Here is a 22,545-nt window from a genome sequence, read left to right on the forward strand (position 1 = left end):
CTTCTACTTGATCGCGATCGGGTTCACCGGCGAACCCACCGCACCGACGAATCTCAGCGGCGGCGCGACGAGCTGGAAGTCGTAGACACCGTCCGCGGCACAATCTTCCGCCAGCGCCGTCAGGTCCCAGTACTCACCGAGCATCAAGCCCATGTCGCGCAGGCACAGCAGGTGCATGGGCAGGAACGCGCCCTCGACATCGGGAACGAGGTCCTCGACCTGAAGGTTGTCGGATGCGACGGCCGCGACGTCGTGGTCGTGCAGCCACGACGCACAACGCCAGTGCAGCCCCGAGAACGGCTCCGTCTTGTTGCCCGTCTGCAAAAACCTCGCCCACCAGCCGGTCCGGATCAAGACGATGTCGCCACGCTCGATGGTGACTCCCTGCGCGCGGACGACATCGTCCAATTCCTGTGGAGTGATCGGGTTCCCCTGCTCGAGGAAGACCTCCGCGCCCCGATGCCGCACCAGGTCCAGCAGCACTCCCCGCGAGGTGATGCCCTTGACATCGACCTTGGCGATGCTGCAATGGTAGGCGCCCATACTGGTCACCGAGCCGGCCGCGAAACCGTTGTAGAGCTTGTCCTCGTAGTAGACGTGCGACAGCGCATCCCACTGGGTGGCCGCCTGCAGCGGCATGATGACCATGTCTTCGTTGAAGCGGAACAGGTTGTCGGCGAAGTAGCCGCCCAGCTGCTGGGCGGTCGGGTTCTGCGACCACCCGGGCCCGTACTGCGCCAGTGTGTTCGCGTCTCCGCCGTCGACGGTCATCACGAGGATGGGATTGTGCCGAAAATGGAAGGCCCCCTGCGGCCCCGACGAGCCGAAGTCCACCCCGAGCGGGAACACCTTGCCGTGCCGGACCAGGCTCGCGGCGTGCGCAACCTTGTCCGCCGTGATGAAGTTGAGCGTGCCGAGCTCGTCGTCGGCGCCCCACCGCCCCCAGTTGGAGACGTCGCGGGCGACCCGCCGGAATTCGCTCAACCCGGCCACGGGGCTCCTTCCTCGAGTTCGCGGGCGATCGCCGCTCCGACGTTGCCCCCGTCGACCCACACCACCTGGCCCGAGATGTAGCTTGCCGCAGCGCTGTTCAGGAACAGCAGCGCCGATGCCTGTTCCGCGGCCGTGGAAACCCGTCCCAGCGGCTTGGGGATGTCGTCGAGGAAGCCCTGCCCGTACGCCGTGCGCAGCTGGTCGAGGATCGGCGTCTCGGTGACCCCCGGGCCGGTGCAGTTGATCCGGATACCCCGGGCCCCGAGGGGCGTCGCGCTTTGCATGGTGTACAGGATGACCGCTTCCTTGGCCAACCGGTACCCCCCTCCGGTGAGCTCGTCGGGATGCTCACGGCACCAGTCGATGCCCTCCCGCATCGTCGAGGTGCGCAGCAGTGGTGCGACCGATCGGAGGTGCTCGCGGTACCCGGCGGCCGCCAACGACGACACGCTCACGATGGACGACCCCGGGCCCATCAGCGGGAGCAGCGCCTCGGTGAGATGCCGCGGACCCAGGAAGTTGATGGTGACGACCAGCGGCGGATCGCCGATCCCCGAGGACACCCCGGCCACGTTGAACAGCGCGTCGACCGGCCCGCCGATCGCGGCCACCGCGCGGTCGATCGAGCCCGGGTCGGCGAGGTCCACCTCGTGGAAAGTGTTGAGCTCGAGTGCCGGCCGGCGCTTGTCGAGGCCGACGACCTCGGCGCCGAGTTCGGTGAGCCGGCGCACCACCTGTTCGCCGATGCCCGACGCACAGCCGGTCACGAGCGCCCGGCGGCCGTCGTAGCCCCACAGCCCGTCGATCTCCGCCAACCTCAGCCGGCTTCCGGGATCACTTGCGCTGCTCCTTGGCCCGCTGTGCCGCCTGGACGCGGCCCTCGTTGATCTCGGCCATGGCCTCGGGGATCTCGCTGGCCGTGAACTTGTCGCGGCCGGTGGGCAGACCGCCGAAGGCGTAGGTTTCGTCGAACTGCGGTGCGGCCGGTGCCGCCCGGCGCGCCTCCACCTTCTCGATGACGGGCTCGAGCCGCTTGGCCTTGTCGGCGACCGCCTTCGCGTCGCGCTCGATGAACTCGGGCAGCACCTCGGTACCCATCAGCTCGATCGACTCCATGGTGCCCTCGTGGCTGCGCGGGTTGAGCAGCAGGATGATCTCGTCGACGCCGCTCTCCTCGTAGCCGCGCAGGAATTCCCGCACCATGGCGGGCGTTCCGATCGCGCCGCGTCCGGGCCCGTAGGCCAGTGTCGGGTCCTTCTCGACCTCTTCGAGGTAGCGCTGCCACACCCCGGTCCGCCCTGGGGTGTGCATCCCGGTGAGGTAGTAGTGCATGATCCCGAACGAGAAGAAGCCGCCGCCCTGCCCGAGACGCTGGAGTGCCTGCTCCTCGGTCTTGGCGACCATCATCGACAAGTCCCCGCCGATGGCCAGGATGTTCGGGTTGATCTGCGGCGTGACGGGCACGCCGTTCTCCTCGAACTCCTTGTAGTAGCCGTTTACCCGCTCGGTGAGCGGCCCGGGGCCGGTGTAGGCGAAACTCAGCGCGCCGATGCACTTCTGGGCCGCCATCTGCACGCTGGCCGGCCGCGTGCAGGCCACCCAGACCGGGGGATGCGGCTTCTGCATCGGCTTGGGGATCACGTTGCGGGGCGGCATCTGGATCTGCTCACCCTTGAAACCGGTGAACGGCTCCTCGATCATGCACCGGATGGCCACCTCGAGGGACTCCTCCCACTGGGCGCGCTTGTCGGCCGGGTCGACGTCGAAGCCACCGAGTTCGCCCACCGAGGAGCCTTCCCCGGTGCCGAACTCGACGCGCCCGTTGGAGAGCAGGTCGATGGTCGCGACGCGTTCGGCCACCCGGGCGGGATGGTTGACCGCGGGCAGCAGGTGCATGATGCCGAAGCCCAACCGGATGTTCTTGGTCCGCTGGCTGGCGGCGGCCAGGAAGATCTCCGGCGCCGTGGAATGGCAGTACTCCTCGAGGAAGTGGTGCTCGGTGAGCCAGACGGTGGAAAAGCCCGCCTTGTCCGCGGCCTCGACCTCGTCCAGGCAGTCCTGCAGCATAACCCGTTCGTCGTCGGGCGCCCAGGGCCGCGGCAGGGCGAACTCGTAGAACAGTGAAATTTTCATCCATTACCTCCTATGAGAATTAACGGTTCGCTCGAATCCCTGCGCGGCACAGTGTTTCGCTGCGACGAAGCCGAAGGTCATGGCCGGGCCGATGGTCGCCCCGGCGCCGGCGTAGCTGCGGCCCATGACCGGCGCGGAGGTGTTGCCCACCGCGTACAGCCCCCGCACGACCGTGCCGTCCGGCCGCAGCACCCGGGCGTGTTCGTCGACACTCAGGCCACCCGAAGTGCCGAGGTCGCCGAGCACGATCCGGAACGCGTAGTACGGCGGATCGCCCAGCGGGTACAGGTTGGGGTTGGGCAACGTTGGGTCTCCGTAGTAGTTGTCGTACACGCTGTCGCCGCGGTCGAAGTCGTCGTCGTGTCCGTTGCGCGCGAGTTCGTTGAACCGGCGCGCCGTTTCGGCCAGTTCCGCTGCCGGGACGCCGATCTTGGCCGCCATGTCCGCCCAGCTCGTCGCGGCTTTGACCACACCGGACTCCAGCCAGGCCGCCGGAATCCTGCGCCCGGTGGGCACCGGCGCGCCGGGGACCCTGGGTATCGGCAGGTGACCGCCGATCACATAGCGGTTCCACGACCGGTGGTCGGTTATCAGCCAGCACGGGATGTGGGTGACCCCGGACTTCTGGCCGTCGATCATGGCGTGACCGAAGTCCATGTAGGGCGCCGCCTCGTTGATGAATCGCCGCCCCGCGCCGTTGACGATGAACTGCGCCGGCATCATGCGCTCGTTGAGCATGAACTGCATGCGCCCGTCCGGCCATTGGATCGCCGGGAACCACCAGGCCTCGTCGAGCAACTCCGTTGCCGCGCCGACCTTTTGCCCGGCGCGGATGCCGTCGCCCATGGCGGCGGGGTTGCCGAAGCTCCAATCCTGCTCGATCACCGGGAGTACTTCCTTGCGCCAGGCCAGGTCGTGGTCGAAGCCCCCGGATGCCAGGATCACCCCCCGCCGGGCGCCGATCCGCTGCGTTGTCCCGCCCCGCTCCACCAGCGCGCCGGTCACCGCCCCACCGGCGTCGGTGAGCAACTCGACCATCGGCGAGTCCAGCCACAGCGGTATCCCCGCGTCCCGCATCGCCAGCCGGAGCCGCGCCGCCAGGGACTGGCCGATCGCCGCGATCCGCTCGCCGAAGACCCGCGCGCGGACCATGCGGGCGATCAGCTTGAGCAGCACACCCTTGCCCGCCCAGGATTGCCTGATCCGGTAGAACGAGCGAAGCTCCTTGGGGCCCAGCCAGATTCCCTTGGGGGCGAGCGCCAGCGGCTGCAGCAGCGTCTGTTCGTCGGGTCCCAGCTTTCGCAGGTCGATGGGGGGGACGTTGATGGTGCTGCCGAGTTCGGAGCCGCCGCTCAATTCCGGGTAGTAGTCGGCATAGCCCGGTTTCCACACGAATTCCAGCCATCCGGAGAGCTTTTCGAGGAAGTCCAACATCTGGGGCGCCGCGTCGACGTACTGCCGTATCCGCGCCTCGGTGACGAGGCCGTCGGTGATCTGCCGCAGGTAGTCGACGACACCTTCGGCTGGGGGTGAATAGCCCTCCCTGCGCTGCGCGGGTGCGCCGGGCACCCAGATGCCGCCCCCGGACAAAGCGGTGGAACCACCGAAGTGCGAGGACTTTTCGATCACCAAGGCGTCCAGGCCGGCGGCGTGCGCGGTGAGCGCGGCCGTCATGCCGCCGCCGCCGGACCCGACGACGAGCACGTCGACCACCCGGTCGAAGCCGGTCGCCGGTGCTGACGGGGCGGTCATTGCGGCACCGCCGTCCTGACGGCGAAGCCGGCGATCAGGTCAGGAGCCGGCTTGTAGTAGCGCACGGTGGTCCGGTAGGGGCCCGCGGCCTGCAGGGCCGCGAACGCCGCGACCCACGTCCTGATCTCGTGCGCGGAGCTGCCGCCCTCGTGGGAGACGAACGAGTTCGACCACTGGTCGATGTCGGCGATCCTGCCGGCGTCGACGATTTCGAGGAAACGATGGTCCCACGCCGGGTTGAGCGGTTGCAGGTCACTCGCCCCGCCGACGAAGTCTCTGGCCGCCTCGATCACGGCCGTCTGTCGGGCCTGGCGCTGCTCGGCGGTCATCGGACGGCCGTGCACGATGCGCTCCTGCACCGCCGGGGAGGCGGTCGCCAGCGCGGGCACCGGGGGGCTGTGGGAAAGGCCACCGGACCCCATCACCAGCACCCGCCTGTCCAGGCCGGCCAGATACGTCCCGACCGCCGCCCCCAGCGCCCGGCAACGGTGCAGCGGACCCAGCGGCACGGCGATCCCGTTGACGAAGATCGGTATCACCGGGCGTGCGGTCGCATCCCCGAACAGCTTCTCCAGCGGCTGCACGGTGCCGTGATCGACGTCCATGCTGGCCGACACCGCGACGTCGACGCCCGCCTCGAGCACCGCCGCGGCGCAGTCGGACGCCAGGTTTGCGGGGACGTCGAGGGGGCCGGTGTGGGTGCCGTAGTCACCGACGCCGTTGGCGCTCATGCCGATACAGAACGGCGGCATCACCTTGTAGAAGAAGCCGTTGTAGTGGTCCGGGGAGAAGATCACGACGAGCTCGGGGTCGAACTCGGCGACGAATTGCCGCGCCTGCGCGATGGCGCCGTCGATGTCGTCAAGCAGGGCCCGCGACGGTCCCGGAAGATTCAGCAGCGGGCTGTGCGACATGCAGCACAGAGCCAGTGTCACTTTGGACCTCACCCCCTCTCGGCTCGAGTGTGAGGACGTCGAGCAGCGCGGTGCTCAGTTCGGGTGCCCGCTGGGCGATGCAGGCCGCGGCGATGCACCGATCGGGACGCAGGAACAACACCGATTCCCGGTGCGCGTCGAACCAGGACTTGAGCCCGCCGTTGCGGTCCCCGACGACCACGACATCGGGATCGTCGTGTCCCTCCCAGTGCAGCTGCGTCAGGGGTCGGAGAGCGAAGAAGCGTGCGCCCACTGCCTTCCAGTGCGCGAAGGCCGTTTCGCCGAGAATCTTTCGGGGGTTGTTGTTCCAGCACACCACCGCGAACCAGTCGCCCAGCACGTCGTCCAGCAACACGTCGGCCCCGGTCCGGGTGTCGACCCGGGGCTGGATGAACAGGGTGCCGACCGGTGAGTCGGCGCCGGCGGGTCCGGAGTGCACGACCGCGCCCTGGTCGTAACGCGGCATCGGCTTGAACCGCATCTCCAGCACGTAGCGCTTGAGCGTCGGCACGACCGACGCCGACCGCACCAACAGGTCCCGCACGCCGGCTACCCGGCGGTTGGTCGGGGAGATGGCGCGACCGACCATGGTGGACAGGTCGATCATCGCCCGCGCGTGTTTGCGCCGCTCGATGTCGTAGGTGTCCAGCAGCTTGTCGTCGGCCAGGCCGCCCACCACCGCCGCGAGCTTCCAGCCGAGATTGAACGCGTCGCGGATGCCGCTGTTGTAGCCCTGTCCCTGCCAGACCGGCATCAGGTGAGCCGCGTCCCCCGCCAGCAGCAGCCGGCCGCTGCGGAACGCGCCGGCGATGCGCGAGTGGTGGGTGTACACGCGGCGACGGATCACGTCCACCCGGTCGGGATGGGGCACCATGCGCGCCAGCATCCGCGTCAGGAACGCTGGGTCCTCGGCCTGCTCGTCGGTCTCGTCGGCGTGAATCATGAACTCGAAGCGGCGAATTCCATGCGCGATCGAGATGGAGGCGTACGGACGCTCGGGATCGGCACCGACCTCGCTGTTGGGGTGGCCCAGCGGGTCGTTGGCGATGTCGACGACCAGCCACCGCGTCGACGACGTCGTGCCGTCGAAGGAGACGCCCATCATGCGGCGGGTCGTGCTGCGCCCGCCGTCGCACCCGACGACGTAGCGCGCCCGCACGCTCGACGTGCCGCCGTCGTGGTGGGCAGTCCCGCCCAGCTCGACGGTGACCGCGTCGCCGGTCTGCCGGCACGCCGTCATGGGCCGTTGCCACCGCACGTCGACGTGCGCGAATCTGTCCAGCCCGCAGAGCAATTCGGCGTCGACGAGCGGTTGCACGAACCCGTTGCGCTTCGGCCAGCCGAACCGCGCGTCGGGTGGCGCCATCTCGGCCAGCACCCGGCGCTTGGCGTCGACGAATCGGAGGATCTGATTCGGCACGGTGTGCGGCAGGATGCGGTCGACCAAGCCGAGCGACTGGAAGGTGCGCAACCCCTCGTCGTCCAGCCCGACCCCGCGGGGGTAATCGATGAGGGTGTCCCGCTCGTCGACCACCAACGTGCGGATACCCCGCAGGCCGAGGATGTTGGCCAGCGTCAACCCGACCGGGCCCGCCCCGACGACGACGACGTCGACATCCGCGTCCTGCGCGGTGCCGGCCATCACCGCCCCAGCAGGAAGTCGAGGTGCAGGCGGTTGAAGGCCTTGGGGTCCTCGTACTGCGGCCAGTGACCGCAGCCAGGCATCAGTTCGAAGCGCGCACCCGGGATCATCGACGCGATGCGGCGGCCCTCGGTCACGTCGGCGGTCGGGTCGTCGCTGGTCCACAACACCAGCGTCGGCGCGGTGATCGAACCGTATTCGACCGGGCCGAGGATGTTGCGCGCCCGGATCTCGGGGTCCTGCAGCGCCATGATGTCTCGCATCGCCCCGACGAATCCCGTTTGGCGATATACCCTTTGGCGGCTGGCTACCAGGTCGTCGTAGTCCTTGGACTTGTCGGCCATCAACCATTTGATCCGCGCCTGCACGGTTTCCCAGGACGGATTCTCGGCGGCCGCCATGGACAGCGTGATGATCCGGCGCATCACCTCCGGGTCGGCCTGGGAGCCGCCGGCGGTGTTGAGCACCAGGCGGTCCACGGCGTCGGGATGGTCGACGGCCGCGCGGGCGGCCACCCAGCCGCCGAGCGACTCACCGCTCAGGCTGGCGCGGTCGGCGCCGATGGTGCGCAGCACCGTCATCAGGTGCTCGACGTAGTGGGCCACTTCCAGTGGGTGGCCCGGCTTGTCGGTGTACCCGTGGCCCAGCATGTCGATCGACCAGGTCCAGAAGTGCTCCGCGTGCGCCGCCAGGTTGCGGACGTAGGCCTCGGCGTGGCCACCGGACCCGTGCAGCAGCAGCAGCACCGGCATGCCGGGATCGCCGGCCCGCAGGTAGCGGGTGCGCACTCCCCCCGCGTCGAGGTAACCCTGCTCGAATGGGACGGCCTGGAGGTCGCTCCATATGCTCTCGAACTCCGTCACGGTTCCTCTCCGGCCCCCGGCGGTGGAAAATCTGGTTCTCGTTTGGCTCCCCTGACGCTTCCGTGGGTGGTTTTGTGCGCTGAGTAGGCGCACGTCGTTGTGGCTTAGGGTTTCTGGCTGTCAAAGGTCAGGAACCAAAGGAAGCGGGCAACGACGTGCGCAATGCGAGGTTATGGCGTGCGCTGCTGGGTGTCGATAGGCGCACGGTGGTCGAGGACATCGAATTCTGCGAGGAGGACGAGGGCGCCGAGGTGGTGGTGGCGCGGGTGCGCCCACGCAGCGGTGTTTCACAGCGTTGTGGGCGCTGTGGGAGCAAGGCGCCTTGGTATGACCGCGGGGAGGGTCTCCGCCGGTGGCGGGGCCTGGATTTGGGGACGGTGCAAGTGCTGTTGGAGGCCGAGGCGCCGCGGGTGAACTGCCCCACCCACGGGCCGACCGTGGTTGCGGTGCCGTGGGCGCGTCATCACGCCGGACACACGCTGGCCTTCGATGACACGGTGGCCTGGCTGGCGGTGGCTTGCTCGAAAACGGCGGTCTGCGAGTTGATGCGCATCGCGTGGCGCACCGTCGGGGCGATCGTGGCGCGGGTGTGGGCCGACACCGAAAAGACTGTTGATCGGTTTGCCAACCTACGCCGGATCGGCATCGACGAGATCTCCTACAAACGCCACCACAAGTACTTGACGGTGGTCGTTGACCACGACAGCGGGCATCTGGTCTGGGCCGCGCCGGGACGCGACAAGGCGACCCTGCGACGCTTCTTCGACGCTTTGGGTGCTGAGCGGGCCGCGTTGATCACCCACGTCTCCGCCGATGCCGCGGACTGGATCGCTGCCGTGGTCGCCGAACGCTGCCCGGACGCGATCCTGTGCGCCGATGCGTTTCATGTCGTGTCCTGGGCCACCGAGGCCCTTGATGCCGAGCGGCGCCGGGCCTGGAACGATGCGCGGACGCTGGCCCGTAGCGAGCCCAAACGCCGCCGCGGCCGCCCCGCCAACGACGCCGCACCCAGACCCGGACACGAGCAGGCCCGCCGACTCAAAGCCGCCCGCTACGCGCTGTGGAAAAACCCCGAAGACCTCACCGAACGCCAGAGCGCCAAGTTGGCCTGGATCGCCAAAACCGACACCCGGCTTTACCGCGCCTACCTTTTGAAAGAGGGCCTGCGGCATGTGTTCTCGGTCAAAGGCCAACAAGGCAAAGACGCCCTCGATAAATGGACCTCCTGGGCGCGGCGCTGCCGCATCCCGGTGTTCGTCGAGCTGGCCCGCCGCATCGTGCGCCACCGTCAAGCCATCGACGCTGCCCTCGACCACGGCCTATCCCAAGGACTGATCGAATCCACCAACACCAAGATCCGGGTCCTGACCCGCATCGCATTCGGCTTCCACAACCCCGCCGCACTGATCGCCCTGGCCATGCTCGCCCTCGGCGGGCAGCGACCCGCCCTACCCGGCCGCGGCTGACACCCCCCACCAGGGCACCTCTCGGAGGGTGCCCCCTTCCCCGAGCGTTGCCGATTCTGCGCCACCCGCTCGTCGGCGTCCATGTCGTTCCGCCTCGCTGCGCTCGGGGGCTCCACATGGACCCCTCCCTACGCGAGGCAGCGCCAAAAGCAACTATCGCGGAAAGGACCAGACAAACGTCCAACCATCACCAGATCGGACCCACGGATGCGTCAGGAGAGCCTCTCGTTTTCGGGTTACTTGATGTGCTAATATCGCACACTGATGTGCATTATATATAGAGCTTCGCTCTCGCCCCAGGTCCTGTCAAGGCCGTGACGGGTTCTCAGACGCTGGCCCGGGGCCTGACCGCGCTGCAGACGGTGGCGGACTCCCCGAACGGCCTGACGGCGCAACAGCTCGCCGACCAGATCGGGGTGCACCGCACCATCGCCTACCGGCTGTTGTCGACGCTGGCCCAGTTCCGTTTGGTGACAAAGGGAGAAGACGGGCGGTACCGGCCCGCGGCCGGGCTCGCCGTGCTCGGCGCGTCGTTCGACCGCAACGTGCGCCAGCTCTGTCTGCCGACGCTGCGCGCCCTGGCCGACGAACTCGGTACCACCGTGTCGCTGCTGATCGCCGAGGGCGACCAGCAGGTGGCCGTCGCGGTGATCGTCCCGAGCCACGTCGCCTATCAGCTCTCGTTCCACGAGGGCAGCCGCTATCCGCTGGACCGCGGCGCCGCGGGGATCGCCCTGCTGGCGAGCATGCCTGCACGCCCGGGGGAACGGGACCTGGTCGCGCGCGCCCGGGAACGCGGGTGGGTGACCACCTATGGCGAAATCGAGCCCAACACCTATGGTTTGGCGGTGGCGGTGCGCCGGCGCGCCCCGTCCCCGCCGACCTGCATCAACCTCATCTCCCACCGGGAAGACGTCGTGATGCGCGGAAAGGAAGCGGTCATCACGGCCGCCAAGCAGTTGTCCGAGGTTCTGAGCTGAAGGGATGACCGTCCATGTCCTGGGACCACGAGGTCGACGTTGTCGTGCTCGGCAGCGGCGCCGCCGCGCTCACCGCTGCACTGGCGGCGGCGGTCGCCGGCGCCTCGGTGGAGGTCTTCGAGAAGGCCCCGACCGTCGGCGGAACCACCGCCGTGTCGGGCGGCGTCGCATGGGTCCCCGCCCATAACCGTTGCGCCGAAGGGGAATTGACGCCCACCGACGCGCTGCGCTACCTGCGGGCGCAGGCCCACGGCGTGATGGACGATGCGCTGGTCGAGACCTTCGTGCGCACCGGCCCGGCGATGCTCGACTTCGTCGAGGCACACAGCGACGTGCGTTTCGAGGTCGCGACCGGCTTCCCCGACTACCGGCCGGAGCTACCGGGCGGTCGACCGACCGGTGGCAGGTCGCTGATCCCGACGCCCTACGATCTGGACCGCTTGGGCGAGTGGGGAACCAGGATCACGGCGTTCCCCGACGACTTCTCCAATGTCGGCTTCGACGCCGAGACCCGGGCTCGTCTGCACGCGGCGGCGGACGGTCGACCCGGCAACCTGTGCGTCGCCGGCGCCGCACTCGTGGCGGGTCTTCTCCAGGGTCTGCTCGACGCCGGTGTGGCGGTGCACGCGAATGCGCGGGCGCAAGAGCTCCTCGCCGACGCCGGGGAGATCACCGGAGTCCGGGTCGCCTTGGCGGACCACACGATCAGCGTGCGCGCCCGCCACGGGGTCGTCCTGGGCACCGGCGGCTTCGAATGGGATCCGGCTCTGACACGGGCGTTTCTGCGTGGCCCGATGCACGGGGCGGTCTCGCCGCCGAACAACACCGGCGACGGCTTGCGCATGGCGATGGCGCACGGCGCGGACCTGGCCAACATGGGCGAAGCGTGGTGGGTGCCGATCGTCCGGATTCCCGGCGACACCATCGACGGCAAGCCCCGCAGCCGCAGCGTGCGCCTGGAGCGCACCCGGCCCAGGAGCATCATCGTCAACTCGGCCGGGCGGCGGTTCGTCAACGAGGCCGCCGACTACAACTCGATGGCCGGCGCTTTCCAATACCTGGACCCCCGCGACGGATACGTCAACGATCGCGCGTGGATGGTGTTCGACTCGATCCACTTGCAGCGGTACGGATTCCTGGGCGTCGCCCCCGGCGAACCGGTACCGGACTGGTTCTGCGAATCGGCCGACCTCGCCGAGCTGGCCGCCAAGACCGGCATCGACACCGACGGCCTGACCCGCACCGTCGAGCGATGGAACCGTCACGTCGCCGGCGGCGCCGATCCCGACTTCGGGCGCGGCTCCAGCGCGTACGACGGGTACTGGGGCGACGACAGCGCGACCACACTCGCCGGCAAGACCCTCGGCCCGATCGACACGGCCCCCTTCTACGCGGTGCCGGTGAGCATCGGCGCGATGGGCACCAAGGGCGGCCCCCGCACCGATCACGACGGACGCGTCCTGCACGTCGGCGGGGAACCGATACCGGGGCTGTTCGCCGCGGGCAACGCCATGGCCGGCGCGACCGGGCGGGCCTACGGCGGTGCCGGCGGAACCATCGGCCCGGCAATGGTCTTCGGGTACCGGGCGGGTCACGCCGCCGCGACCGGCAAGTCCGTCGACCTGCAATAGGAGCTGTGCGGCGCCCCGCGCTAACCGCCTTCGGTCAGGCACTCCTGCACCGGCCAGCCGAGCTGCTCCCACATCGACAGCTTGTTCCAGTCCTTGACGAACTCGGCGAGCTTTCCGTCGCGCACCCGGAAAAGCGCGGCCGCCGACCAGCGCGCGGTGCGTCCCGTCGGGGCGATGTCTCCATGCGGCTTGCCGCGGTGGCTGCCTTCGGCCGTGTAGCGCAGGCAGACGCGGTCGCCGTGGGCGAACAGGACGTCGAAACCGACGATGTGCAGGTCGTCGACCTGCTCCATGATCCGGCCGTGATCCTCGGCGTAGTCCTCGAGGGTATGCACCCCCGGGAACGTGGTGGGCGCGACGAAGCGGTTGTCCGGCGCGCACAGGTGGGCCACGGCGTGCGCGCCGGCGCGGCCGGGCGTGTAGGCGATTTCCATGTATTCGCGAACCATGTCGAGGTTGCGCTGCTCGTCGGCTGAGTACCCCTGCGCGTGCTGCATCACAATCGACTACCCGGGGCGCTGCCGGCGAAACCACTTCGTTCGCCCGGCGCCCCCGCTACGTCGCAGCGGGCAGCACGTGGTCGCCCACCTTGTCGGTGGAAAGGCACAGCGAGCAGACGTACGCCTGATGGGTTTGGCAGGCCAGCATGTCCGGGCGTTCGAACTCGTGCTTGCAGACATGGCACCGCAGGTGCTCACCCGACGGGTTGCCGTACTCGTCGTACACGGGCAACGTGATGCCGTCATCGGTGCGCCGGAGGTAGTACCTGCCCTTCGTGGCGACGGCCAGAACCGGCGGCATCACCAACGCGATGACGATGGCCACCAGCGGCGAGTACGGACGCAAACCGGCGCCGAGGCCGCCGAAGAACGCGACGATCGACAGCCCGGCCGCCAACAGCATCGAACCGAAGCCGACCGGGTTGACCGCATACAACATGCCGCGCCGGAACTCGGGCTTCTTCGGCGACAGGCCGAGCAGGTATTTGTTGAAGACGATGTCGGAGGCCACCGCCACCACCCACGCCATACCGCAGTTCGAGTAGAACCCGAGAATGGTGTTGAGGAAGTCGAACATGTTGGCTTCCATCAGGATCAGCGCGATCGTCAGGTTGACGCCGAGGAACACGACCCGGCCCGGGTAGTGCTTGGTGACGCGGGTGAAGGAGTTGGTCCACGCCAGCGACCCCGAGTACGCGTTGGTCACGTTGATCTTGATCTGACTGAGGACGACGAGGACCACGGCCAGGGTCAGCGCCAGCCAGCCCGGCAGGAAATTTTGGTATATCTCGTTGAACTGGTGCACCGGCTGGTTGGCGATCGACGTGGAACCTACGAGGTGAAAGATCAGGTATACGGCCAAGAACAGCCCGACGATCTGCTTGACCGCCCCTAACACCACCCAGCCGGGACCGGCGAGCAACATCCACGTCCACCAACTGCGGGAGTTCGAAGGGGTGCGTGGGGGCATGAACCGCAGGTAGTCGATCTGTTCGGCGATCTGCGCGATCAGCGACAGGCACACACCCGCGGCCAGCAGGGAGGAGCCGAGGTCGAAACCGCTGCGGCCGTACTTGCCGGTGTACCCGAAGAATTCGCCGACCGACTCGGGATGGCTGATCACCAGGTAGACGAACGGGGCGACCATCAGGATCAGCCACAGCGGCGTGGTCCAGAGCTGCAGCTGCGAAAGCACTTTCATGCCGTATATGACCAGCGGGAAGATGATCAGCGTCGAGCAGGCGTAACCCAGCCACAGTGGAATGTGCAGGCCAAGCTTGAGTCCTTGGGCCATGATGGAGCCCTCGAGCGCGAAGAAGATGAAGGTGAACGTCGCGAAGATGACGTTGGTGACCACCGAACCGTAGTAGCCGAAACCACTACCGCGGGTGATCAGGTCGAGGTCGATGTTGTAGCGCGCGGCGTAATAGGCCAGCGGAAACCCGGTCGCGAAGATCACCACCGCGAAGATCCCGATGCCCCACAGCGCGTTGGTGGTGCCGTAGGAGATGCCCACGTTGGCGCCGATCGCGAAATCGGCCAGATAGGCGATGCCGCCCAGAGCCGACACCCCGACCACGGCCGTGGACCATCGCCGGTAACTGCGCGGCGCGAATCGTAGGGTGTAGTCCTCGAGCGTCTCCCTGGTGGCGGTCAGCGTCTCGTGCTCGACGCCGGCGACGGAGGAATCGTCGACGTTCGTCTCGGTGCCCTTTGTCATGTCATGTCCTTTGTCTGTCCGCCCCCCCTTTTTCGCGTTCAGCCCGCCGACGGCGGCTGGGCCATCACCGTCAGGCGGGCGCCGTACCGGGGACCGGCGGCCGCCGAGCCCTTGCCCAGGCCCGCCAACGGCATGCCGCCCACCAGGTTTCCGGCGTGGCCGGCGGTCTCGGGTTCGATCACTTCGCTGACGAATCGCGACGGGACGGCCGGGCTCGCCGTCGGGCTCGAGCCGGCCCATGCGGGAGGTACGGACAGATTACCGACCGAGTTCGCGCCGGCCAGCGTCGCCGACACCCCGGTGCTACCCGCCAGCGCCGGGCCCACCGCGCCCGCCGCCCCCGCGGCCGCCGCGGCCGCGCCCGCCGCTCCTTCGGCCGGGGCCGCGGCGGCGGCGGCGGCGCCCGGGCCTACCAGCCCAAGGCTGGCCGCCGTGCCGGTGAAGAAGGTGGTGACGCCGGCGCCGAAGAACGGCAACCCCGAGGTGTCGTAGAAGAAGTTGCCGAATGGCCCATACCAGTTCAAAAACTGCTGCAAGCTGTTCGCCGGAGACGATGCCGCCGACGTCAGGGGCGACGTCAGGCTCTGCAACGCATTGGGCAGCGCCGACACCAACTGGGACAGCGAGTTTTGCGCCGCGCCGGCCGAAGTGGCGGCGGCTTGGGTCGCCGCAGCGCCCTGCGTGGCCGCGGCCGCCGGGTTGGAAGTTTGCGGCGGTGACACATACTGTTTGACCGCCGCCGCGACCGCGGAGGTACCCGCATACTGATACATGACGGCGGTGTCCTGGGCCCACATCTCGCCGTACTGGGCCTCGTTGGCCGCGATCGCGGATGCGTTCTGCCCGAGTAGGTTGGTGGCCACCAACGCCTCCAGCTGAGCACGGTTCCCCGCGATCTGCGGCGGCGGCACCACCGAGGCGAGCGCCGTTTCGTATGCGCTGGCCGCCAGACGCGCCTTGTCAGCCGACTGTTCGGCCTGCGCGGCGGTGGTACGCAACCATGCAATGTAGGGCGCCGCGGATTCGGCCATAGCCGCCGATGCGGGTCCCGTCCAGCCTTCACTGCTCAGCCGCGTTACCACGGTCTCGTATCCGGTTGCGGTGGAGGTCAATTCGCCGGCCAAACCGCTCCACGCCGATGCTGCGGCAAGCAGCGACGACGATCCGGGCCCAGAATAGATCCTCATCGAGTGAATTTCGGGCGGGAATGAGCCGAAATCCATCATTTCCGGCACCTACCGCAGTGTGGGTGTGTCATGTCCCTTCTCCCTATTGTCGTGGCTCTGTCGTGCCGTGGCTCGAAACGTCTCAACCGCCGTACGGCGGTCGTGTCATGACCGTCAGGCGCAGGCCGTAGCGGCGCCGCCCGAAGTTCAGGCCGCGCCGTTGTCCCCCGGCCCCGGCCGGCAGGAATCCGTTCGTCGCGCCGGCGGGGGTGCCGTGTCCGACCGAGGTCACGATGCCGGACTCGGCGGCAGTCGGCGCAACGGGCGACGTTGCCCAACTCGGCGGAACCGACATCAGCCCGACTCTGCCGGCCCGACCCACATTCGCCGAAACCAATACGCCCCTCCCACCGGAGGGCGCCGCGGTAGAAGACAAGGCCGGTTCGATCGCGGAGACCAGCGGCGCCTTCCCGAAGTTGGGCACGAACTGCTGCCCAAACAGGTAGCCCAACTGAACGACGCCCGAGCCGAAATAGCTCAACCCGTAGGTGTTCACCGTCAGGTTCAAATTCTCGGTCGGAAAGGCGTTCAAGCTTGCCGTCAAACCCGCGAGCTTCGACTCGATACCACTCGTCGCTGCCGATCCGAGGTGCTGCAACGCCAGCAGCAACCCAGAGGAAGGCGTTGCCTGCGTCGCGGGCGACATCGCCGCGTGCTGTGCGGCACCCGCGGCCAACATACCGGCGTTGGTGACCGCTGCCTCCTGGGCGGCCGCCCCGGCGGGGTTGGTGGTGTTCGGCGGCGGGGCGAACGCGGACAACACCGACGCGGCCGACGAGGACGCCGCATAGCTGTACATCGCGGTGGCGTCCTGAGCCCAGAATTCGGCGTATTGAGCCTCGGTCGCGGCGATCGCCGCCGCGTTCTGGCCGAAGAAGTTCGTTGCGACCAGGGTGCCGAGCAGCACCCGGTTGGCGGCGATCGCCGGCGGCGGCACCGTCAACGCGAATGCGGCTTCGTACGCGGCGGCGGCCGCGTTGGCCTGCACGCCGGCCTGTTCGGCCAGCGCCGCAGTGCCGGCCAGCCAGTCCACAAACGGCATGACCGCCGCCAGCATCGACGCCGACGCGGGCCCCGTCCAGCGCAAGCTGATCAGTTCCGCGACCACCGACCGGTAGCCGCTGGCCGCCGCGCCGAGCTCCGCCGCCAGCGAGTCCCACGCCCCCGCGGCCGCCAACAGGGGACCGGATCCGGGCCCGGCGTACATGCGCCCCGAGTTGATCTCCGGGGGTAGCGCGCCGAAGTCGAACGGCAGCCACCCGGGGTACGCCAGCCCTGGAAGCGCCGTCCCGGCGGGAACGGCCCCGGCTACCGCGGTCGTCATCGAGCGCACCACCACGCTGCGGCGGGCGCCGCGGTTTGGCGATGCACGGACCGGTGACCAAAACGTCGCTGTTGTCTACTGAGCGAACATGTTTGGCCACCCGACGAATCCACCCGGGTACCATATAGCCAGCTCTTTAGTTGCACACGGAAACCATTGTGTGAAGATTTTGTTAACTTCCTGTCAATTAGCTGGAAGTTCCGGTTCGGGTCGTGCGGCCGCGTGCTCCGCAGCGGCAGCGCCACGCGGGCGTGGGTGCCCGCGCGGGTGGCGAGGAAGGCGAGCGCCCCGCCGGCGGCCTCCACCCGGGCCCGCTGGGAGGCCAGCCCGATGTGCCCCTCCCCCAGGCGGCGCGCGACCGTCTGGTGGCTGAAGCCCACACCGTCGTCGACCACGTCGAGGATGCCGATCCCATCGGCGACGCCGAGCGAGACGGCAGCAGTGCGGGCCCGCGAATGCCGCGCCACATTCGACAACAGCTCGCGAACCGCCCCGAACATGATGGGGTCGGCCGGGCTGCGGCCCGGGTAACCGATGTCGGCGGAGATCGCGATGCCCGAACGCTGCGCCGTGACGTCGACCAGCTGCTGCACCGCCGCGCCCAGGCCGACCTGTTCGAGGACCGCGGGATGCAACTCGAACGTCGCCTCGCGCAGCCGCTCCGAGGCGGCCTGAAGGCCTGCCAGTGCGCGCGCGACGCGCTCGTCGCCGGGATGTGCCGCGTCCAGTTCGACGAGTTCCTGGCGCACCGCCAGGATGTCCTGCAGCGGCCCGTCGTGAAGAGATTCCGAGATGCGACGCTGCTCGACGTCCGACGCGGTCATCGTCTGGGCGAGCAACTCCTCGCGCAGGGCGCCCAGCCGCGCCACCGACCGCACGTGACGCTCCTCGGTGCGGACGACCACGAACGCGGTGACGCACAAGAACGCGTAGAGCCCCAGATGAAAAGCGGTGTCCGACAACCCGCCCCGGCGCATCAGCACATGGTCGTGCACCCCGGCGACCGCGAATCCGACGAGGGTGCAGGCCAGCACCACAGCCGCGCGGCGAGACGAGACGTCGACCCCGACCAGGACCGGCAGCAGCACCATGATCAACAGGGAATGGATCCCGTAGGCGGACAGCAGCTGAAAGCCCGTCAACGCGACGACGTCGACGGAGGTGAACGCGAACGGCTCCCAGCGGCCGATGTCCGCCGAGCGGCCCAATCCGACCCGCAGACCGGGCGAGGCGAAGGCCAGGACGGCGGCACCCAGCGCGACACAGGCATAGACGACGACCAAAGTGGTCTGCTGCGCCCATTCGGATTTCGGCGTGCCGACGACCATGGCGGCGACCATGAGCCCCACCACACCGATCCGCAGCACCGACGCGATGCGATACGCGCGCAACTGATGGACGCTGCGGACCCGATCGAGTTCAACGTCGCCGGCCACCGTCATCCGGTCACCGTACTCATCGGCGGGCTCGAGGCCGTGTCGAACCACGAAAGAAGGCATCAGGCCGCCGCGAGTCCACAGCGGGAATTCTGTTGCGGCCGGCCGCTACACTCATCGCCATGGTCGGCGCAGCGGCCCCGCACAAGGTGACGGCGGTCGTCGCCGACGATCATCCGCTCTTCCGCGAGGGCGTGGTGCGGGCGCTCGCGTCGAGCGGGTCGGTGGACGTCGTCGGCGAGGCGGACGACGGCACGGCGGCGCTGCAGTTGATCAAGGCTCACCTGCCCGACGTCGCATTGCTCGACTACCGAATGCCCGGCATGGACGGCGCGCAGGTGGCGGCGGCGGTGCGCAGCCTGGAGTTGCCGACCCGCGTGTTGTTGCTCTCCGCGCACGACGAACCGGCGATCGTCTACCAGGCCCTGCAGCAGGGCGCCGCCGGGTTTATGCTGAAAGACTCGACCCGCAGCGAGATCGTCAGCGCCGTGCTGGACTGCGCGTTGGGTCGCGACGTGGTGGCACCCGGGCTCGTCGGGGGCCTTGCCGCCGAGATCCGCCAGCGCGCGGCGCCGGCGGCGCCCGCGCTGAGCGCACGAGAGTGCGAGGTGCTCAACCGAATTGCTCGCGGCCAAAGCATCCCCGCGATAGCGCGGGAACTGTATGTGGCCCCGTCGACCGTCAAAACCCATGTCCAGCGCCTCTACGAGAAGCTCGGCGTCAGCGATCGCGCGGCGGCGGTCGCCGAGGCGATGCGGCAAGGCCTGCTCAGCTGATCGCCGGCCAGCGCTCCGGCTCGCGGACCGGCGCCGCCTCCTCCGCCCGCACCATGGCCGTCGCGAACGACTCGGCTTCGGCCACCAGGTGGCGGGCCCGGCGTTCCACCTCGTACAGGTGGGCGCAGCTGACGCCGGCGTCGATCAACCGTCGCCTGGCGTACACCAGGGGATCCAGCCCGACGGGGTGGTTGCTGCGGTACGTAACCGCGTTCACCAGCACGGGGCCTTCGCCCGCACCCGTCCGCCGCACCGCCTCAGCGACCGAATCGCGAACCGTATCAACATCTTTGCCGTTGGCCAACAGCACCGGCATGCCATGGCGATCGCGCGGGCAGCGATCCGCGCGTGGACCCGGCACAGCGCGGATGTCCTCGACGACGAACACCACCGGGAGCCGCCACGACGAAGCGATGGTCGCGGCCACGGTGAACTCGACGGTGTTCGCGTCGTGATCCGCGACGGCCAGCAGCGTGACCTCGCCCGCGCCGGCCCGCCGCTGCGCGTCGGCGCCACCGAGGGCGGACAGCACCGACCGCGCCAACGGGCTCGATGCGGAGTGCACACCGAGCTTCCAGCCGCCCACGGGGGTGCTTTCCTGCGAATCGAAGAGGGTCGGATCGATCAGCTGGGCGATCGCCGGGCCCAGCGGAAGGGCGAGGCCGGCCCGCAGGGCGTGCCGAAGATGGGGGATGGTGGTGGTCATGATGTCGCCGGGCCGCAGTGCCGCGGTGATGCCGACGGCCACGGCCTCCTGCCCGAATGCGGTTTCTCGGGGACCGTCGAGAAGACCGTCGATCCGCGACTCCTCGAGAGCCATGGCCAGCAGTCGCAACACCCACATCCGCCGGTAGAGCTCCAGCTGGTCATGCACGAGCGCCGGCGTGGGTGCGTGAGTCATGTGCGGGTCTCCTATCGCTGCGTCCGTGTCTTGAACACGAGCTCACGGTAGAAAGTTCGGCCCCGCCCCAACTCCGTCGATCGGCCCGAAAAGGGGATGACTACCGGTGTCCCCCGATCGGGGGACACGGCGCCCTCAGTCGTCGCGTCCAGTGGACGGTGACAGCAGTTTCTCGGCGGCGGTGTAGGGATCGTCGTGCCCGTCGATCACCGACTCCGCCAGCCGCTCGAGTTCCGTCCGGGCCCGCAGCCGCGTCTGCGCCAGCGACAGGATCTGCGCCCTCGCCCGGGCCAGCCGGCGGGCGCGGTTGTCGCTGCGGCGATGGTCGTCGACGGCGGCCAGCAGATCCGCGATCCCCTCGCCGCGGGCGGCGACCAGGCTCACGATCGGTGCGTCGGTCTCGGCGCGCAGGTCCCGCACCGTCTGTTCGGCACCCTCGCGGTCGGCCTTGTTGACCACCACGATGTCGGCGACTTCCAGCACGCCCGCCTTGGCGGCCTGCACGGCGTCGCCCGCACCGGGATTGAGGATGACGACGGCCGGGTCGGCGACGGCGGCGATCTCGATCTCGGACTGCCCCACCCCGACGGTCTCCAGCAGCACGACGTCGTAACCGATGGCGGCGAGCAACCGCAGCGCCGCCGGGATGGCGGCGGCCAGCCCGCCGAGGTGGCCGCGGGTGGCCACCGAGCGGATCAACACGCCGGAGTCGTTGATGTGCGCGGCCATCCGGATGCGGTCGCCGAGCAGCGCACCGCCGCTGAACGGCGAGGACGGGTCCACGGCCAGCACGGCGACCCGGGAGCCGCGTTCCCGGTAAGCGCCGACCAGGGCGGCGATCGTCGTCGACTTGCCCGCACCCGGCGGCCCGGTGACACCTATGACGGGGACCGCGTGCGCGGCCGACGGGGGGCCGATGCTCGCCATCACCTCGTCACGCTGCTCGCTCTCGACAAGGCTGAGCAGACGACCCGCGGCGCGCGGAGATCCATTGCGCGCGCTCGCGATCAGGTCGGTGATGCTCACTTGTGCATTATGGCGCCGGGACCTCGATCACCGTCGCCGAACCCATGCCGCCGCCCGCGCACATGGCCGCCACACCGATTCCGCCGCCGCGGCGCCGCAATTCGTGCACCAGGGTGACCAGCATCCTGGCCCCGGTAGCCGCGACCGGGTGCCCCAGCGAGCAGCCGCTGCCGCTGACGTTGACCGTGTCCGGGTCCAGCTCGAGCAACTTGACGGTGGCCACGCACATCGCCGCGAAGGCTTCGTTGATCTCGAACAAGTCCACATCCGCTATTGAAAGCTCAGCGCGGCCAAGGGCTTTCGGTATCGCATCGACCGGCGCCAAGCCGGTGATCGCAGGATCGACGCCGACCGATGCCCACGAGCGCACGGTGGCCAGCGCGGGGAGCCCGAGATGGTCGCTGGCGATGGTCAACACCGCCGCCCCGTCGTTGGCGCCGCAGGCGTTGCCGGCGGTGATCGAGAAACCCTCGATCTCGGGATGCAGCGGTTTGAGCGCGGCCAGCTTCTCCATGGTGGTGTCGCGGCGGGGGTGTTCGTCGAGGGAGAACAACCCGTGCGGCGTCTCGATCGGGACGATCTCCTCGGTGAACCGGCCCTCGTCGATCGCGGCGGTCGCGTTGCGGTGCGAGCGCAGCGCCCAGGCGTCCATCTCCTCGCGGCTCACGCCGGCCTTGACCGCGGCGTTCCAGCCGACGGTGATGGACATGTCCATGTTCGGGGCGTCGGGGCGGTCCGGGTGGGTCGGCGGGAACCAGTCGACCCACTCTCCGTCGACCTGGATCCGCGACCGCGGGGAGGTGGACGCCGAATTCACCCCACCGGCGATGACCAGCTGGTCCATGCCGGCGCGCACGCTTGCCGCCGCGCTCTGCACCGCGGCCTGTCCGGCCGCGCAGTGCCGGTTGCTGGCCAGGCCGGGCACGTGGGACAGGCCCGCGGTGATCGCCGCATGCCGGGCGATGACGCCGCCGCCGTAGAGGCCCTCGCCGAGGATCACGTCGTCGACCCGTGCGGTATCGAGGTCCTTGGCCGCCTCGCACACCACGTGACGGGCGAGGTCGAACGCGCTGGTGTCGCGCAGCGTGCCCTTGCGGGCGGTGCCGATGGGGGTGCGCAGGGCGGACACGATGACGGCTTCGGGCACGGGGTCTTCTCCAGGTCGGCAGACGTGAGAACGATATTCTCTCTACGCGAGAGTATCAGTTGCACGGTGGGCTGCCGTCGTGCTCGGCTCGCCA

18 protein-coding genes and 1 pseudogene are annotated in these 22,545 nt (G+C 68.9%); 4 read left to right on the forward strand and 15 right to left on the reverse strand.

Going from position 1 to position 22,545, the window contains the following annotated elements; all coding sequences use genetic code 11:
- Nucleotides 1-3: 3 nt before the first annotated feature.
- From ACJ512_RS25540 to ACJ512_RS25570, 7 genes are read right to left on the reverse strand one after another with little or no spacing between them, the layout of a single operon-like run.
- Complete coding sequence (locus tag ACJ512_RS25540; protein ID WP_407687240.1) at nucleotides 4-993, reverse strand: cyclase family protein; 990 nt, start codon at nucleotides 991-993, stop codon at nucleotides 4-6.
- Nucleotides 981-1,808 (reverse strand): coniferyl-alcohol dehydrogenase, encoded by an 828-nt coding sequence (locus tag ACJ512_RS25545; RefSeq protein ID WP_407687239.1) that lies wholly within the window; start codon nucleotides 1,806-1,808, stop codon nucleotides 981-983. Before ACJ512_RS25545 ends, ACJ512_RS25540 begins: the two co-directional genes overlap by 13 nt.
- Before the next feature lie 19 nt (nucleotides 1,809-1,827).
- On the reverse strand, nucleotides 1,828-3,126 hold the full coding sequence (locus ACJ512_RS25550) for an LLM class flavin-dependent oxidoreductase (protein WP_407687238.1): 1,299 nt from the start codon (nucleotides 3,124-3,126) through the stop codon (nucleotides 1,828-1,830).
- A 3-nt stretch (nucleotides 3,127-3,129) separates the two neighbouring features.
- Nucleotides 3,130-4,878, reverse strand: a complete 1,749-nt coding sequence (locus ACJ512_RS25555) for an FAD-binding protein (RefSeq protein ID WP_407687237.1) — start codon at nucleotides 4,876-4,878, stop codon at nucleotides 3,130-3,132.
- Complete coding sequence (locus tag ACJ512_RS25560) at nucleotides 4,875-5,792, reverse strand: 3-carboxyethylcatechol 2,3-dioxygenase (RefSeq protein ID WP_407687236.1); 918 nt, start codon at nucleotides 5,790-5,792, stop codon at nucleotides 4,875-4,877. Before ACJ512_RS25560 ends, ACJ512_RS25555 begins: the two co-directional genes overlap by 4 nt.
- Nucleotides 5,740-7,455, reverse strand: coding sequence for a bifunctional 3-(3-hydroxy-phenyl)propionate/3-hydroxycinnamic acid hydroxylase (locus ACJ512_RS25565; protein WP_407687235.1), 1,716 nt, complete (start codon nucleotides 7,453-7,455; stop codon nucleotides 5,740-5,742). Before ACJ512_RS25565 ends, ACJ512_RS25560 begins: the two co-directional genes overlap by 53 nt.
- On the reverse strand, nucleotides 7,455-8,318 hold the full coding sequence (locus ACJ512_RS25570) for an alpha/beta fold hydrolase (RefSeq protein WP_407687234.1): 864 nt from the start codon (nucleotides 8,316-8,318) through the stop codon (nucleotides 7,455-7,457). The genes ACJ512_RS25565 and ACJ512_RS25570 overlap by 1 nt, the downstream gene beginning before the upstream one ends.
- A 155-nt stretch (nucleotides 8,319-8,473) precedes the next feature.
- Between ACJ512_RS25570 and ACJ512_RS25575 the strand changes: the two genes are divergently transcribed.
- From ACJ512_RS25575 to ACJ512_RS25585, 3 genes are all read left to right on the forward strand, one after another.
- Entirely contained in the window at nucleotides 8,474-9,784 is a 1,311-nt protein-coding gene (locus ACJ512_RS25575; protein ID WP_461479882.1) for an ISL3 family transposase, read from the forward strand.
- Between the two features lie 314 nt (nucleotides 9,785-10,098).
- Nucleotides 10,099-10,764 carry an IclR family transcriptional regulator gene (locus ACJ512_RS25580; protein ID WP_407689633.1) on the forward strand — a complete coding sequence of 222 codons (666 nt, stop codon included), beginning with the start codon at nucleotides 10,099-10,101 and terminating at the stop codon, nucleotides 10,762-10,764.
- Nucleotides 10,765-10,778: 14 nt separating this feature from the next.
- Nucleotides 10,779-12,395, forward strand: a complete 1,617-nt coding sequence (locus tag ACJ512_RS25585) for an FAD-dependent oxidoreductase (protein WP_407689634.1) — start codon at nucleotides 10,779-10,781, stop codon at nucleotides 12,393-12,395.
- Nucleotides 12,396-12,415: 20 nt separating this feature from the next.
- Here ACJ512_RS25585 and ACJ512_RS25590 read toward each other — a convergent pair whose 3' ends face one another.
- From ACJ512_RS25590 to ACJ512_RS25610, 5 genes and pseudogenes are all read right to left on the reverse strand, one after another.
- Entirely contained in the window at nucleotides 12,416-12,892 is a 477-nt protein-coding gene (locus ACJ512_RS25590) for an ester cyclase (RefSeq protein ID WP_407689635.1), read from the reverse strand.
- A gap of 58 nt (nucleotides 12,893-12,950) precedes the next feature.
- Nucleotides 12,951-14,615 (reverse strand): hypothetical protein, encoded by a 1,665-nt coding sequence (locus ACJ512_RS25595; protein ID WP_407689636.1) that lies wholly within the window; start codon nucleotides 14,613-14,615, stop codon nucleotides 12,951-12,953.
- Between the two features lie 38 nt (nucleotides 14,616-14,653).
- Nucleotides 14,654-15,838, reverse strand: coding sequence for a PPE family protein (locus ACJ512_RS25600; protein WP_461480155.1), 1,185 nt, complete (start codon nucleotides 15,836-15,838; stop codon nucleotides 14,654-14,656).
- 85 nt (nucleotides 15,839-15,923) lie between these two features.
- Entirely contained in the window at nucleotides 15,924-17,048 is a 1,125-nt protein-coding gene (locus ACJ512_RS25605) for a PPE family protein (RefSeq protein WP_407689336.1), read from the reverse strand.
- A gap of 341 nt (nucleotides 17,049-17,389) precedes the next feature.
- Nucleotides 17,390-18,607 (reverse strand): annotated as a pseudogene (locus ACJ512_RS25610) (sensor histidine kinase); the annotation flags it as partial.
- Between the two features lie 116 nt (nucleotides 18,608-18,723).
- Here ACJ512_RS25610 and ACJ512_RS25615 point away from each other — a divergent pair.
- Nucleotides 18,724-19,377, forward strand: coding sequence for a response regulator (locus ACJ512_RS25615; protein WP_407689330.1), 654 nt, complete (start codon nucleotides 18,724-18,726; stop codon nucleotides 19,375-19,377).
- Here ACJ512_RS25615 and ACJ512_RS25620 read toward each other — a convergent pair.
- From ACJ512_RS25620 to ACJ512_RS25630, 3 genes are all read right to left on the reverse strand, one after another.
- Nucleotides 19,370-20,278 carry a thiamine pyrophosphate-dependent enzyme gene (locus ACJ512_RS25620; RefSeq protein ID WP_407689331.1) on the reverse strand — a complete coding sequence of 303 codons (909 nt, stop codon included), beginning with the start codon at nucleotides 20,276-20,278 and terminating at the stop codon, nucleotides 19,370-19,372. The two genes, ACJ512_RS25615 and ACJ512_RS25620, sit on opposite strands and share 8 nt — an antisense overlap.
- Before the next feature lie 135 nt (nucleotides 20,279-20,413).
- Nucleotides 20,414-21,304 carry a methylmalonyl Co-A mutase-associated GTPase MeaB gene (gene meaB, locus ACJ512_RS25625; protein ID WP_407689332.1) on the reverse strand — a complete coding sequence of 297 codons (891 nt, stop codon included), beginning with the start codon at nucleotides 21,302-21,304 and terminating at the stop codon, nucleotides 20,414-20,416.
- Between the two features lie 7 nt (nucleotides 21,305-21,311).
- Nucleotides 21,312-22,451: a thiolase family protein gene (locus tag ACJ512_RS25630; protein WP_407689333.1), complete on the reverse strand. Its 1,140-nt coding sequence runs from the start codon at nucleotides 22,449-22,451 to the stop codon at nucleotides 21,312-21,314.
- Nucleotides 22,452-22,545 lie beyond the last annotated feature (94 nt).

The sequence above is a fragment of the Mycobacterium cajalii genome, assembly GCF_045809005.2.
GTDB lineage: Bacteria > Actinomycetota > Actinomycetes > Mycobacteriales > Mycobacteriaceae > Mycobacterium.